At 66.5% G+C, this 13,308-nt stretch carries 14 protein-coding genes; 4 read left to right on the top strand and 10 right to left on the bottom strand.

Features of this window, described 5'->3' with window-relative positions:
* Window positions 1-91 precede the first annotated feature (91 nt).
* The gene (locus PotMrB4_RS17380; RefSeq protein ID WP_165675265.1) at window positions 92-838 is read left to right on the top strand and encodes a spermidine synthase; all 747 of its coding nucleotides are present in this window, start codon (window positions 92-94) and stop codon (window positions 836-838) included.
* 124 nt (window positions 839-962) lie between these two features.
* Window positions 963-1,460 carry a thiol peroxidase gene (gene tpx / locus PotMrB4_RS17375; protein ID WP_160483195.1) on the top strand — a complete coding sequence of 166 codons (498 nt, stop codon included), beginning with the start codon at window positions 963-965 and terminating at the stop codon, window positions 1,458-1,460.
* A 96-nt stretch (window positions 1,461-1,556) separates the two neighbouring features.
* Here the strand turns inward: tpx and PotMrB4_RS17370 are convergent, their stop codons facing one another.
* Window positions 1,557-2,447: an SDR family NAD(P)-dependent oxidoreductase gene (locus tag PotMrB4_RS17370; protein WP_069560295.1), complete on the bottom strand. Its 891-nt coding sequence runs from the start codon at window positions 2,445-2,447 to the stop codon at window positions 1,557-1,559.
* The gene (locus tag PotMrB4_RS17365) at window positions 2,444-4,003 is read right to left on the bottom strand and encodes a flavin-containing monooxygenase (RefSeq protein ID WP_074967732.1); all 1,560 of its coding nucleotides are present in this window, start codon (window positions 4,001-4,003) and stop codon (window positions 2,444-2,446) included. Before PotMrB4_RS17365 ends, PotMrB4_RS17370 begins: the two co-directional genes overlap by 4 nt.
* Window positions 4,004-4,115: 112 nt before the next feature.
* On the opposite strand from PotMrB4_RS17365, the gene PotMrB4_RS17360 reads away from it, so the two are divergent.
* Window positions 4,116-4,829 (top strand): TetR family transcriptional regulator, encoded by a 714-nt coding sequence (locus PotMrB4_RS17360; RefSeq protein WP_172434055.1) that lies wholly within the window; start codon window positions 4,116-4,118, stop codon window positions 4,827-4,829.
* A 62-nt stretch (window positions 4,830-4,891) separates the two neighbouring features.
* Here PotMrB4_RS17360 and PotMrB4_RS17355 read toward each other — a convergent pair whose 3' ends face one another.
* The 3 genes from PotMrB4_RS17355 to fnr form a co-directional block, all read right to left on the bottom strand.
* The gene (locus tag PotMrB4_RS17355) at window positions 4,892-5,725 is read right to left on the bottom strand and encodes a metal-dependent hydrolase (RefSeq protein WP_044400408.1); all 834 of its coding nucleotides are present in this window, start codon (window positions 5,723-5,725) and stop codon (window positions 4,892-4,894) included.
* Window positions 5,726-5,939: 214 nt separating this feature from the next.
* Window positions 5,940-6,488, bottom strand: a complete 549-nt coding sequence (locus PotMrB4_RS17350; RefSeq protein ID WP_172434054.1) for an adenine phosphoribosyltransferase — start codon at window positions 6,486-6,488, stop codon at window positions 5,940-5,942.
* Between the two features lie 63 nt (window positions 6,489-6,551).
* Window positions 6,552-7,286 carry a fumarate/nitrate reduction transcriptional regulator Fnr gene (fnr, locus tag PotMrB4_RS17345; protein ID WP_044400414.1) on the bottom strand — a complete coding sequence of 245 codons (735 nt, stop codon included), beginning with the start codon at window positions 7,284-7,286 and terminating at the stop codon, window positions 6,552-6,554.
* Between the two features lie 146 nt (window positions 7,287-7,432).
* Between fnr and PotMrB4_RS17340 the strand changes: the two genes are divergently transcribed.
* Window positions 7,433-7,921, top strand: a complete 489-nt coding sequence (locus tag PotMrB4_RS17340) for a hypothetical protein (protein WP_232060730.1) — start codon at window positions 7,433-7,435, stop codon at window positions 7,919-7,921.
* A gap of 33 nt (window positions 7,922-7,954) precedes the next feature.
* On the opposite strand, the gene hemN is transcribed toward PotMrB4_RS17340, so the two are convergent.
* From hemN to PotMrB4_RS17315, 5 genes are all read right to left on the bottom strand, one after another.
* Window positions 7,955-9,337: an oxygen-independent coproporphyrinogen III oxidase gene (gene hemN / locus PotMrB4_RS17335; protein WP_172434053.1), complete on the bottom strand. Its 1,383-nt coding sequence runs from the start codon at window positions 9,335-9,337 to the stop codon at window positions 7,955-7,957.
* A gap of 124 nt (window positions 9,338-9,461) precedes the next feature.
* Window positions 9,462-10,145, bottom strand: a complete 684-nt coding sequence (locus PotMrB4_RS17330) for a sulfite exporter TauE/SafE family protein (protein WP_160483178.1) — start codon at window positions 10,143-10,145, stop codon at window positions 9,462-9,464.
* On the bottom strand, window positions 10,138-10,356 hold the full coding sequence (ccoS, locus tag PotMrB4_RS17325) for a cbb3-type cytochrome oxidase assembly protein CcoS (protein ID WP_172434052.1): 219 nt from the start codon (window positions 10,354-10,356) through the stop codon (window positions 10,138-10,140). Before ccoS ends, PotMrB4_RS17330 begins: the two co-directional genes overlap by 8 nt.
* Window positions 10,357-10,396: 40 nt before the next feature.
* On the bottom strand, window positions 10,397-12,796 hold the full coding sequence (locus PotMrB4_RS17320) for a heavy metal translocating P-type ATPase (protein ID WP_172434051.1): 2,400 nt from the start codon (window positions 12,794-12,796) through the stop codon (window positions 10,397-10,399).
* Window positions 12,797-12,805: 9 nt separating this feature from the next.
* Window positions 12,806-13,303, bottom strand: a complete 498-nt coding sequence (locus PotMrB4_RS17315; protein WP_107331310.1) for a FixH family protein — start codon at window positions 13,301-13,303, stop codon at window positions 12,806-12,808.
* Window positions 13,304-13,308 lie beyond the last annotated feature (5 nt).

Genomic DNA, 13,308 nt, shown 5'->3' with positions numbered 1-13,308 from the left:
ATGGCGAGGTGCGTGCACTTCGCTTCAATGGCAAACGGCGCCGTTGTGGCGCGACCCTGGTGCGAATTGTCACGGGGCGTGAGGAGAGGGGATGCGCGAGGAGCGATTGCTCGCCGAGGTGCACGATGCCTTCGGCGTGATCCGGGTACTGGAAGTGGGCGACTACCGCTTCCTCGAATTCGGCGAGGCGGTGGAGCAGAGCTGTGTCTTCACCGCCGACCCCAGCTGGCTGGAGTACGACTACACCCGCGCCATGCTGGTGGGGGCGCTGTGCCATGAGGCGCCGGAGAGCGCGCTGTTCCTCGGCCTGGGCGCCGGCACCCTGACCCAGGCGTGCATGAAGTTCCTGCCGCTGGACGACGTGGAAGTGGTGGAGCTGCGCCCGGACGTGCCGCGCCTGGCCATGGAGTATCTGGGGCTGGACGACGACCCGCGCCTGACGGTGCGGATCGGCGATGCCCTGGAGCTGCTGCCGACGACCGAGACGGCCGACCTGATCTTCGTCGACCTCTACACCGACACCGGCCCGGGCGTCGGCCACCTGGCCTGGCGCTTCCTGGAGGACTGCCAGAAGCGCCTCAACCCGGGCGGCTGGCTGGTGATCAACCAGTGGGCCGGCGACGACGGCCGCCCGCTGGGGGCGGCGCTGCTGCGCGGGCTGTTCCACCGTCATTACTGGGAGTGCCCGGTGAAGGAGGGCAACGTGGTGCTGATCATCCCGGCTGACCTGGACCAGCGCCTCGACCAGGTGGCCCTCCGGGCCCGCGCCGAAGCCCTGGCGCCGCGCCTGGGCTACTCCCTGCAACCGCTGCTGGATGTGCTCCGCGAGGCCACCTGAGCCGCGCGGGAGCCTGCGCCATGGCCGTGGGTGATCGAAAGTCTGACTTGCCGGTCGGAATTCATTATCCTGCGGCCTCCAACTTGCTGTGCCGTACAACCCATCACTAAGAAGGACAATCCAAATGGCTCAAGTAACCCTCAAGGGCAACCCGGTTTCCGTCGACGGCCAACTGCCGGCCAAGGGCGCCCAGGCGCCGGCGTTCAGCCTGGTTGGCAGCAACCTGGCCGACGTGACCCTGGCCAGCCTGGCCGGCAAGCGCAAGGTGCTGAACATCTTCCCGAGCGTGGACACCCCGACCTGCGCCACCTCCGTGCGCAAGTTCAACGCGGAAGCCAGCAAGCTGGCCAACACTGTGGTGCTGTGCATTTCCGCTGACCTGCCGTTCGCCCAGAGCCGCTTCTGCGGTGCCGAAGGCCTGGAGAACGTGATCAACCTGTCCACCATGCGCGGCGCCCAGTTCCTCAAGGACTACGGCGTGGCCATCTCCAACGGCCCTCTGGCCGGCGTCGCCGCCCGCGCCGTGGTGGTGCTGGACGAGAACGACAAGGTGCTGCACAGCGAGCTGGTCGCCGAGATCGCCGACGAGCCGAACTACGCGGCTGCCATCGCCGCCCTCTGAGCGTGCGGTGAATGAAGAAGGGAGGCCTTGGGCCTCCCTTTTTTGTGGGCGCTCGTTTGGCGTTCAGGGCATTGCTGCCCCAGCAGCCGTGGGGCATCAGTCAGCCAGGTTCTGCGCCTCCCGCTCGCGGTTGCGGGGCTTGGGGGCGAAGCGGGCGGCCAGGCGCATGGAGGTGGTGACCAGGCGCTGGTAGAGGGTCGGCAGCAGGCGCTGCATGCCGTCCAGGGCCCAGGCGTCGGCGCCGATGAGGATGCGTCGGCTGTCGCGCAGCACGCCGCGCAGGATCACCGAGGCGGCCTTGTCGGGGGTGGTGCGCAGCAGCTGGTCGTTGAACTGCTTGCGGGCCTGGTCGGCCTCCTGGCCGGTGACGCGGGCGAGGCTGGCGTTCATGCGCGCGGTCTTGGCGATGTTGGTCTTGATGCCGCCGGGGTGCACGCAGCTGGCGGAGACGCCGCAGCCTTCCATGTCCAGCTCCTGGCGCAGGGCTTCGGTGAAGCCGCGCACGGCGAACTTGGTGGCGTTGTAGGCGCTCATGCCCGGCTGGGCGAACAGGCCGAACACGCTGGAGACGTTGACCACGTGGCCTTCGCCGGTGGCCTTGATGTGCGGCAGGAAGGCTTTGGTGCCGTGCATCACGCCCCAGAAGTTGATGTTCATGATCCATTCGTACTCGGCGTAGTCGCTGCCTTCGACAGTGCCGGCGTGGGCGACGCCGGCGTTGTTGAAGATCAGGTTGACGCGGCCGTGGTCGAGCACCACCTGGTCGGCCCAGGCGTGCATGGCTTCGCGGTCGGCGACGTTGACCGGGGTGTGGGTGACCGTGACGCCGAGCTTGCGGGCCTGCTCGGCGGTTTCCGCCAGGCCTTCGACATTCACGTCGGACAGGGCCAGGTGGCAGCCCTGGCGGGCGAGGGCGTAGGCCAGGGCACGGCCGATGCCGGAGCCGGCGCCGGTGATGGCGGCCACTTTGTTCTCGAAGGACTTCATGCGGTCACCTCCTGCGGGGCGGCGTTCTGGAAGGCCAGGGGGCCCTGGCCGGCGTGGACCGGCTGCTGCCGGCTGAAGTGGTAGGCGGCGGGGTCGAAGTTGCGGGTCAGCAGGCGGAAGCGCCAGGTGAAGCCGGGCCAGACGGTGCAGTTGCGGCCGCTGACCGGGTGGATGTACCAGCTCATGCAGCCGCCGGCGTTCCACACGGTGTTGCCGAGGCTGCCCTGGAGCTTGCCGTTGAAGCGGTCCTGGACGTCGCGCTTGACCTCCAGGCTCTGCAGGTGGCGGGTCTTGAGCAGGTCGAGGGCGCCGAGCACGTAGTGAATCTGCGATTCGATCATGTAGACCATGGAGTTGTGGCCAAGGCCGGTGTTGGGGCCCATGAGGAAGAACAGGTTGGGGAAGCCGGCGGTGAGGGTGCCTTTGTAGGCCTCCGGGCCTTGCGGCCAGGTGTCGAGCAGGTCGACGCCGCCCCGGCCGAACACCACGCCGCGTGGCAGCGGGTCGCTGGGGGTGAAGCCGGTGCCGTAGATGATGGCGTCCACGGTGCGCTCCTGGCCGTCACGGGTGACGATGCTGTTGGCGCGGATCTCCTGGATGCCGTCGGTGATGACGTCGACGTTCGGCTGGTTGAGGGCCGGGTAGTAGTCGTTGGAGATGAGCACGCGCTTGCAGCCCATGGTGTAGTCGGGCGTGACCTTGGCGCGCAGGGCGGGGTCGTTGATCTTGCGTTTGATGTAGTGCTTGGCATACAGCTCGGCGAGCTTCATCACCTTGGGGGTCAGGGCGAAGCCGACCACGCGGCTTTCCAGCACGGTGTAGATGAGGCCGCGCCAGAGCTTCTGCGCCAGGGGGAAGCTGCGGAAGCGGTTGCGCTCGCGCTCGCTGATAGCGCGGTCCGGCTTGGGCATCACCCAGGGGGCGGTGCGCTGGTAGAGGTCGAGGTGGGCGACCTGTTTCTGGATCTGCGGGACGAACTGGATGGCGGAGGCGCCGGTGCCGATCACGGCGACACGCTTGCCGGTGAGGTCGTAGTCGTGGTCCCACTGCTGGGAGTGGAAGCTCTTGCCGGTGAAGTTCTCCATGCCCGGCAGGTGGGGAATGGAGGGAGTGGACAGGGCGCCCATGCCGGACACCACGAATTGAGCGGTGTAGTGGTTGCCGGCAGCGTCTTCGATCTGCCAGATCTCCTGCTCGTCACTCCAGGCCAGGCGCTTGATCTCGGTTTCCAGCAGGGTCTTGTCCTGCAGGCGGTACTTCTCCCAGCAGCGTTCCAGGTAGGCCTTGATCTCGCCCTGCTTGGCGAACATGCGCGTCCATTCCGGGTTCGGCTCGAAGGAAAAGGAGTAGAGGTGGGATTGCACGTCGCAACCGCAGCCCGGGTAGTTGTTGACCCGCCAGGTGCCGCCGACGCCGGCCTCTTTCTCGAACATGAGGAAGTCGTTCTCGCCGGTCTGCTTGAGGCGGATGGCCATGCCGAGGCCGGAGAAGCCGGAGCCGATGATGGCGATCTTGCAGTGACGGGCAGGGGGTGTGGGCGTGACGGGCGCGTTCATGGAGAGGCTCCTGTTATGATTGTTTTCGCGTATACAGCTGTATACCAATGTAGACATCTGTATACTCGCCAGCAAGCCATTCCCGGACAACCAACCTAAGGTAGGGCCAGACATGGATTCAGTGGTCGATGAGGAGCAGCTGGCTCCGGATCGCACCCCTCCCGCCCCCGGCAAACGCCTGCTGATGGAGGCGGCGCTGCGACTGTCGTCCCAGAGCCGCAGCCTGAGCAGCCTGGGCCTGCGTGAACTGGCGCGCGAGGCGGGGCTCAACCCCAACACCTTCTATCGCCACTTCAAGGACGTGGATGACCTGGGGTTGGCGATCATCCGCAGCATTTCCAGCGAGCTGCGCCAACCTCTGCGCGACCTGCGCCGTGAGGCTGCGGAGCGTGCGGTGCAGGCGAGCGGGCCGGCATCGCCACAGTTGCTGGGCATCGACATGGTGCGGGGGCGGCGGGTCTGTCACGAGACGGTGGATCTGTTCTTCGATTTCGTGGCGGGGCATGCCGAGGCCTTCATCATCGGTGTGCGCGAATTGCACGGTGCCTCGCCGGTACTGCGCGAGGCGCTGCGGCAGGTAATGGACGAGTTCGCCGAGGACATGGCCGAGGACATCATCGAGTTCCGCCTGCTGCCGGCCCAGGTGAGCGAGGGGGTGGTGCGGCGGGTGTCCAGCCTGATCAGTCGCAACCTGTTCCAGATGTCCCTGGATTTCATCGGCGAGCCCGAGCGGCAGGCGGAGATTCGCCAGGAGGCGGAGGAGCAGATTCTCTACTTGTTCACCGGTGCAGCGGTGTTGCAGAGCCTGGAGGCGATGGGCCTGTGAGTGGCTTGCGCTGAGACGGAAAAGCCCGGCGATGCCGGGCTTTTTCATGGGTGGACGGTGGCTCAGCCGGTGAAGCCGAGGCGTTCCTTCCAGCGGCTTTCCAGGGCCTTGGTTTCGTGGTCGAAGGGGTGGAAGCCAGGACGGTAGTAGTCCAGGTAGGGCTTGATCATGCGCGGGAAGTAGCCGGTGCGCGGGCCGAACAGGGTCTTCAGGCCGCGGGCCCAGCTGCGCAGGTTGAACAGTTGGCCGTCCTTGCGCAGCAGGTGGAACTGGAAGGCGCCGATCACGCCGATGAACATCACGCTGGTGAGTGCCATGGTGATGACGCGCTCGAAGTAGCCGCCACCGACCGCCATGTAGGCGTCGTAGCACACGGCCTTGTGTTCGTTCTCTTCGACGGCGTGCCACATCCACAGCTGGTACATCCGGGTGTCGTCCATCTGGGTGCTGAGGTCCTCGCGGCGCAGCAACTGCTCGGCCATGGTGGCGGTGAAATGCTCCAGGGCGCAGGTGATGGCGAGGCGATGCTTCTTGGTGGTGAAGCGGGTGACCCATTCGAGCAGCACCTTGATGCGCAGCTCCAGGCGCTCCAGGTCGATGCCGTGCTCGGCGGCGTAGTCGTTGTAGGTGGCATGTTCCTTGGAGTGCATCGCCTCCTGGCCGATGAAGGCGCTGATGTCCTTCTGCAGCTGCGGGTCGCTGATCTGGTCGCGGACGGCGCGCACGCTGTCGACGAAGAACTTCTCGCCATAGGGGAACAGCGAGGACAGGTTGTTCATGAAGTGGCTCATGAAGGGATCACCGCTCCACCAGTACTTCTGGGTCCTGGCGAAGCTGAAGTCCATGCGGCGGACGGGGAAGTTGGCCTTGGGCAGGTTGGCGGTTGCGGTGGTCATGCGTGGATCCTCTCGATTGGGAGCCGTCCCATGTTGTTGTCTGGCTTTTGGTGACACGTTCGACTGTGTCATTGATCGATGTAACTGTTGAGGATTAACGCAGGTTTTGCCCGCTGGCGCGGACCAACTTTCGGCGGGTCGTGATGGGCTGAGGCGTAGGGGAGGGGATGCGGAGGCGGGAAAACGGGCCGCGCGAGGACGGCCCGGAGGGCGATTACTTTTCGTCGAGGCGGAAGGCGGTGAGGGCGAAGGTGGGAATGCCAGCGTCCTGCAGGCGCTCGGAGCCGCCCAGTTCCGGCAGGTCGATGATGGCGGCGGCCTCGACCACCCTGGCGCCCATGCGGCGTACCAGGCTGGCGGCGGCGAGCAGGGTGCCACCGGTGGCGATCAGGTCATCGAAGATCAGGACCTTGTCACCGTCGCACAGGCTGTCGGCGTGCACTTCGAGGAAGGCTTCGCCGTATTCGGTCTGGTAGCCCTCGGCGAGCACGTCGGCCGGCAGCTTGCCCTGCTTGCGGAACAGCACCAGGGGCTTGTTCAGGGTGTAGGCGACGATCGAGCCGATCAGGAAGCCCCGGGCGTCCATGGCGCCGATGTGGCTGAAGTCCGCCTCCACGTAACGCTGGACGAAGCTGTCCACTACCAGGCGCAGGCCGCGCGGGGACTGGAAGAGCGGGGTGATGTCGCGGAATACCACGCCGAGCTTGGGGAAGTCCACCACGGGACGGATCAGGGTCTTGATATCGAGGGCATCGAAGTTCATCGCAACAGCCTGCTGGGGGAGGGGAGAGGAAAGGAACGTGCCGGCGGGCGCCGGCACGGTGGATCAGCCTTCGATGCTGCCGCCGGCGAGGGCGCAGAGCTCGATGGGGTCGAGGATGTGGACTTCCTTGCCTTCGGCGGCGATCAGGTTGCCCTGCTGGAAGCGGGTGAACACGCGGGAGACGGTCTCAACCGCCAGGCCGAGGTAGTTGCCGATCTCGTTGCGCGACATGGCCAGGCGGAACTGGTTGGCCGAGAAACCACGGGCGCGGAAGCGGGCGGACAGGTTGACCAGGAATGTGGCGATGCGCTCGTCGGCGGTCTTCTTGGAGAGCAGCAGCATCATCTGCTGGTCGTCGCGGATCTCGCGGCTCATCACGCGCATCAGCTGGCGGCGCAGTTGCGGCAGCTGGACAGACAGCTCGTCGAGGCGCTCGAAGGGGATCTCGCAGACCGAGGTGGTCTCCAGGGCCTGGGCGGAAACCGGATACAGCTCGGTGTCCATGCCGGACAGGCCGACCAGTTCGCTGGGCAGGTGGAAGCCGGTGATCTGCTCTTCACCCGAGTCGGTCAGGCCGAAGGTCTTCAGGGCGCCGGAGCGCACGGCGAATACCGACTCGAAAGTGTCGCCCTGGCGGAACAGGAAGTCGCCTTTCTTCAGGGGGCGGCCACGCTTGACGATTTCGTCGAGCGAGTCCATGTCCTCCATGTTCAGCGAAAGGGGCAGGCACAGGGCGGCGAGGCTGCAGTCCTTGCAGTGGGCCTGGGGCAGGTTGCGCGCCTTGATGATCTCGGACATCCAGGTTTCCTTCATGGCAAACACGTAGAAGGCGTAAGGGTAACGCAGGCCGGGGGCCGAGGGCCAGAAAAACGCCTCCTGCGAAACGACTCAAGTTCAACCGTGCAGTGCCGAAAACCTGGCGTGATTACGAGGGAGTGCATGTCATGAGGATCGACATTTCCGGCTGGCCCTTCTCCAGCCAGCATGCGACGACGCTCCGTAGCGCCAAGGCCGAGGGTGCGCAGGACCCGGCCCAGACGGAAGAGGCCAAGGCAGCCGGCAGTGCCACTGCTGCCGAGCAGCCCGGTGTGAAGGTAAGCCTCTCCAAGGAAGGGGTGGCGCGTTCCGAAGGAACGGGCAAGAACGATGACATCGACGAGAGCGGCCTGCCGGATGTCATCAAGCAGATCCTGAAGATGATCCGTCGTCTGCGGGAGCAGGTGCAGGAGAAGCAGAAGGAGCTGCAGGAAGTGGCGACGGACAGCAGCCTGGACGAGGAAACCCGCAAGCTGCGTCAGCAACAACTGCGTGGCGAATTGGCCAGCCTTAACTCCGCGCTGACCACGGCGCTGGTCAACCTGCGCAAGGCAATGAAGGAGTCGAAGCTCAGCGATGAGCAGTCGGTCAAGGCGATGAGCCTGGCCATGAAGTGAGTCAAAGGCCCGCCCCGTTCGGGGCGGGTTTCTTCAGATCACCCGCGAGAAACGCTGGGTGGTTTCCGGGGTGAGGTAGTGGTCGAACAGCATGCACACCGAGCGCACCAGCAGTCGGCCGGTGGGCTGGATGTCGATGCGGCGATCGGTGAGGCTGATCAGTCCGTCCCGCGCCATGGCTTCGAGCTGGGGCCACACGGCGTCGAAGTACCCCCTGAACTCGATGTTGTAGCGCGATTCGATCATCTCGAAGTCCAGTTCGAACTCGCAGATCAGTTGCTGGATCACGGCGCGGCGGATGCGGTCGTCCTCATTGCATGACAGGCCCCGGCGAGTGGCCAGCTGATCGGCGCCGAGTGTTTCCTGGTAGGTGTTGAGGTTGCTGTCGTTCTGGCAGTACAGGTCGCCGACCTGGCTGATGGCAGAGACGCCCAGGCCGATCAGGTCGCAGTGGCCATGGGTGGTGTAGCCCTGGAAATTGCGTTGCAGGCGGCCGTCTTCCTGCGCGATGGAGAGCTCGTCGTCGGGCAGGGCGAAGTGGTCCATGCCGATGTAGCGGTAGCCGGCCTGGGTCAGCTGCTCGATGCTGCCTTGGAGCATTTCCAGCTTGTGGGCCGGGCTGGGCAGCTCTTCACTGCGGATGCGCCGCTGGGGCATGAAGCGTTCCGGCAGGTGGGCGTAGTTGAAGACCGAAAGGCGGTCGGGTTGGAGCGCGATCACCTCTGCGACGGTGCGGGCGAAGCTCTCCGGAGTCTGTCGCGGCAGGCCGTAGATCAGGTCGATGTTCACCGAGCGGAACTGCAGGGTCCGGGCCGCTTCGATGATGCCGCGCGTCTCGGACAGGCTCTGCAGGCGATTCACCGCGAGCTGCACGGACGGATCGAGGTCCTGCACGCCCAGGCTGACACGGTTGAAGCCCAGCTCACGCAGCAGGCCCATGGTGGACCAGTCGGCTTCGCGCGGGTCGATCTCGATGCCGTAGTCGCCCGAGTCGTCGTCCAGCAGGTTGAAGTGCTTGCGCAGATGGCCCATCAGGCGGCGCAGCTCGTCATGGCTGAGGAAGGTGGGGGTGCCGCCGCCGAAGTGCAGTTGTTCCACCCGTTGCTGCGGGTCGAGGTGGCAGGCGATGAGTTCGATCTCGCGCTCGAGCTTCTCCAGGTAGGGGAGGGCGCGGCCACGGTCCTTGGTGATGACCTTGTTGCAGGCGCAGTAGTAGCAGATGTTCGCGCAGAACGGGACGTGGACGTAGAGCGACAGCGGGCGCTGCGCCTTGCGGCTGTCGCGCAGGGCGTGCAGCAGGTCGAAGGAGCCGATGCGATCGTTGAATTGCACGGCTGTGGGGTAGGAGGTGTAGCGGGGGCCTGCCGCGTCGTAGCGGCGGATCAGGCCGGAGTCCCAGCGGATATCGTCGAGCATGCGGGCAATCCAGGATCAGCAGTCAGTGGCGCGAGTCTAGGTGCCGCCCGGCCATGGCTTGTTGATCTGAGTCATGCTGTCGCAGAGCCCCGCCGCATGGGGGTGAGCGGTTCTACAGGAGGGCTTAGTGCCCCATCAGCCAGTGCTGGTGCGGACCGGGAAGCGTCCAAATGCCGAACAGCATCACCAGCACGCCGCCGGCGATGCGGATACCGCGCTTGCGCAGCAGGGCGGTCAGGCGTTCAGCGGCCAGGCCCGTTGCCAGTAGCACCGGCCAGGTGCCGAGGCCGAAGGCGAGCATGAGCAGCGCGCTGTCGCTGGCCGAACCCTGGCTCGCCGACCAGAGCAGGGTGCTGTAGACCAGGCCGCACGGCAGCCAGCCCCAGAGCGCGCCGAGCAGCAGGGCGCGGGGCAGTGTGGAGACCGGCAGCAGGCGGCTCGCCACGGGCTGGATGTGGCGCCAGAGGCCGCGCCCCAGTGCTTCGATGCGGGTCAGGCCGCTCCACCAGCCGGCCAGGTAGAGGCCCATGCACACCAGCAGCAGGCCGGCCACCACGCGCATTGCCATTGCTGCCGGGCTGTTGGCCACGGCCCAGCCGGCCAGGCCGATGAGCAGGCCGGCCGTGGCGTAGCTGAGGATGCGTCCGAGGTTGTAGGCCAGCAGCAGGCGCAGGCGGCGGGCCCGTTGCTCCGGTGGGATGGCCAGGGTCAGCGCACCCATCAGGCCGCCGCACATGCCAATGCAGTGACCACCGCCCAGCAGGCCGAGAATCAGTGCCGACACCAGTTGTGGGGCGAGTTCAGGCACCGTCGCGGTCCTTGTCCTGCTCGTCGTTCTCGGTTTCGTCCGCCTCGGCGATGCCGGCCTTGTGGCTGGGGTCTTCATCGTCGAAGAGGATGCTGTGGGCGGGGCCGTCGAGGTCGTCGTACTGGCCGCTGTCCACTGCCCAGAAGAACAACCAGATGGCGAAGCCCACCAGGCCGATGGCGACGGGAATGAGGATGTAGAGCGCAGGCATCGGGAGTCTCGTTGTCAGGGCAGAGGTGCCGGGCTGGTCGCTAGGGGCGCGCCAGCCGAAGGGCGTTGATCACGACCAGCAGTGAGCTGACCGACATGCCGAAGGCGGCCCAGAGCGGGGTGACCCAGCCCAGCGCGGCAAATGGCAGGACGCTGCCATTGTACAGCGTCGCCCAGGCCAGGTTCTGGATGATGATGCGGCGGGTGCGCGAGGCGACCGACAGCGCCTGGACCAGGCTTTCCAGCCGGTTCGAGAGCAGCACCGCATCCGCGCTGGTCTTGGCCAAGTCGGTGGCGCTGCCCATGGCGACGCTGATGTCGGCACCGGCGAGGACGGGGACGTCGTTGACGCCGTCGCCCAGCATCAGCACACGCCGGCCTTGCTGGTGCAGGTCCCGCAGCACGGCCAGCTTGGCGTCCGGGCTGAGGCCACCGCGTGCATCGTCAATACCGAGCTGGCGGGCGATCTCATCGACCATCGGCGAGCTGTCGCCGGACAGCAGCATGATCCGCCAGCCTTTGGCCTTGCATGCCTCCACCAGCAGCGGGGCGTCTTCGCGCAGGCGATCATCGAGCACCAGCCACGCCAGCGGCCCGTTGTCATCACCCAGCAGCAGCCACTGGCCCTGCTGGCCGGGAATGGCGGGCTCTGCCCAGCCACCGAGTTCGGCGACGAAGTCGGCCTGGCCAATGCGCAGGCGGCGCCCCTCCACGAGGCCTTCAAGCCCCTTGCCGGGGATGCTGCGCACTTCGTCGGCGGCCACCGGTGCACGGCCGAAGGCGCGGGCGATGGGGTGCTCGGAGCGGTTCTCGAGTGCAGCAGCCAGGGCCAGGCAGGCGTCGCCGTCCAGGCTCGCGAGGGGGTGGATGGCACTCAGGGTCAGCCGGCCCTCGGTGAGGGTGCCGGTCTTGTCGAAGATCACGGTGTCGATGTGGTTCAACCCTTCCAGCACATGGCCCCGAGTCAGCAGGAGTCCGAGCTTGTGCAGGCTGCCGGTGGCGGTGGTGAGGGCGGTGGGTGTTGCGAGGGCCAGTGCGCAGGGGCAGGTGGCGACCAGCAGCGACAGCACGACCCAGAAGGCGCGGGAGGCGTCGATTTCCCACCAGATCAGCCCGACTACGGCGGCCGCCAGCAGGACAAAGATGAGGAACCACTGGGCGACCTTGTCCGCCAGTTCGGCGAGGCGCGGCTTGTCGGCCTGGGCGCGTTCCAGCAGGCGCACGATGGCGGACAGCCGGGTCTTGTCGCCCAGGGCCTGGACTTCGAGGGTCAGTGGCCCTTCGACGTTGAGCGTGCCGGCGGTGACGGCATCGCCCGGGATGCGCGGCAGGGGCAGGTACTCGCCGGTGAGCAGGGATTCGTCGACGCTGGAGCGGCCCTCCAGGATCACGCCGTCGGCTGGCATCAGGGCGCCCGGAGGCACCAGGACGCGATCGCCCAGCTTCAGCTCGTCGAGCAGGATGCGTTGGCCTTGCCCAGTGTCGTCCAGGCGCAGGCAGGAGGCGGGCAGCAGGTTGACCAGTTGGGCGGTGGCGGCGGCCGTGCGCTCGCGGGCACGGCGTTCGAGGTAGCGGCCGGCCAGGAGGAAGAGGGCGAACATGCCCACGGCGTCGTAGTACAGCTCGCCCGTGCCGGTGACCGTCGACCAGATGCCGGCCACGTAGGCGCCGCCGATTGCGAGGGACACGGAGACGTCCATGCTCAGGTGACGGGTGCGCAGGTCCCTGAGCGCGCCGCGGAAGAACTGGCCGCAGCAGTAGAAGACGATGGGCGTGGTGAGGAACAGGCTGACCCAGCGCAGGATCTTGTCCAGCTCCGGCGTCAGGTCGATGTTGAATTCGGGCCAGGTGGCCATCGCGGCCATCATCACCTGCATCCACAGCAGGCCGGCTACGCCCAGCTGGCGCATGGCACGGCGGTTCTCGGTGGCGAGTCGCTCGGCGGCTTCGTCGGCCTTGTAGGGGTGGCCGGCATATCCGATGCGGCGCAGCTCCTTGAGCAGGCTGCTGAGGGGGATCTGGCTGTCGGCCCAGCGCACCTGGAGCCGGTGGTTGGACAGGTTGAGGCGCGCCTCGGCAACGCCTGGCAGGCCCCGCAGGTGCTTCTCGATCAACCAGCCGCAGGCGGCGCAACTGATGCCTTCAATGAGCAGGCTGGTCTCGCTGAGTTCGCCTTCGTGCTGGACGAAGGGCCGCTGGACATCCACGCGGTCAAACAGGGCCAGCTCGTCCGGCAGGGCACCGGGAAGGGCATCGGGGTTAGCGGCGGTCTCGCTGCGATGGCGGTAGTAGCTCTCCAGGCCGCCGGCGACGATGGCCTCGGCCACGGCCTGGCACCCTGGACAGCACATGGCCCTCGTCTCTCCCAGCACGAGGGCCTCGTAAGGGCTGCCGGCGGGAACCGGCAAGCCGCAGTGGTAGCAGTTGAGTGGGGCGGCCATGGGCGGGGCTTATTCGCCGAGCTGGGTTACGCCACCCGCCTCAAGGTTTTCCTCTTCGAAGAGGCGCCAGTCCTGGCCGTCTTCCTGGCCGATCAGTTCGACGAAGCGGCGGCCGCCAACGTCGTCTTCCAGGTGCCCGGCGTAGAGGCCGGGTGCCTTGGGCTGGAGCACGACACGGCGATCCTTCTCGGGCTGGGTGGGGGAGAGGAGGCTGAGCACCAGGTGCTGGGGCTGGCTCTTGCCGTCAAGGCGGATCTCGACCTCGCCGCTGCCGTTGTCGAAGCGGACCTCGGCACGCATGCCCAGGCTTTGGGCCAGGTTCTCGCGCTCCAGGGAGGTGTTGATGCCCTTGCCGACCTCGTAGTAGTTGTCTGCCACCAGGCTCGGCGGGTTCTTGATGGCGACTACCAGCATGGTGGTTCCCAGCACCACGGAGGTGCCGAGGATGCCGAGGATGAACCACGGCCAGGGTTGCTTGTACCAGGGGCTTGGGGCTTCGGACTGCATGGTAT

The organism is Metapseudomonas otitidis (assembly GCF_011397855.1).
In the GTDB taxonomy this organism is placed as follows: domain Bacteria; phylum Pseudomonadota; class Gammaproteobacteria; order Pseudomonadales; family Pseudomonadaceae; genus Metapseudomonas; species Metapseudomonas otitidis.
Note: the sequence above shows the minus strand (reverse complement) of the source record. Positions and strands in the feature narration are given on the sequence as shown.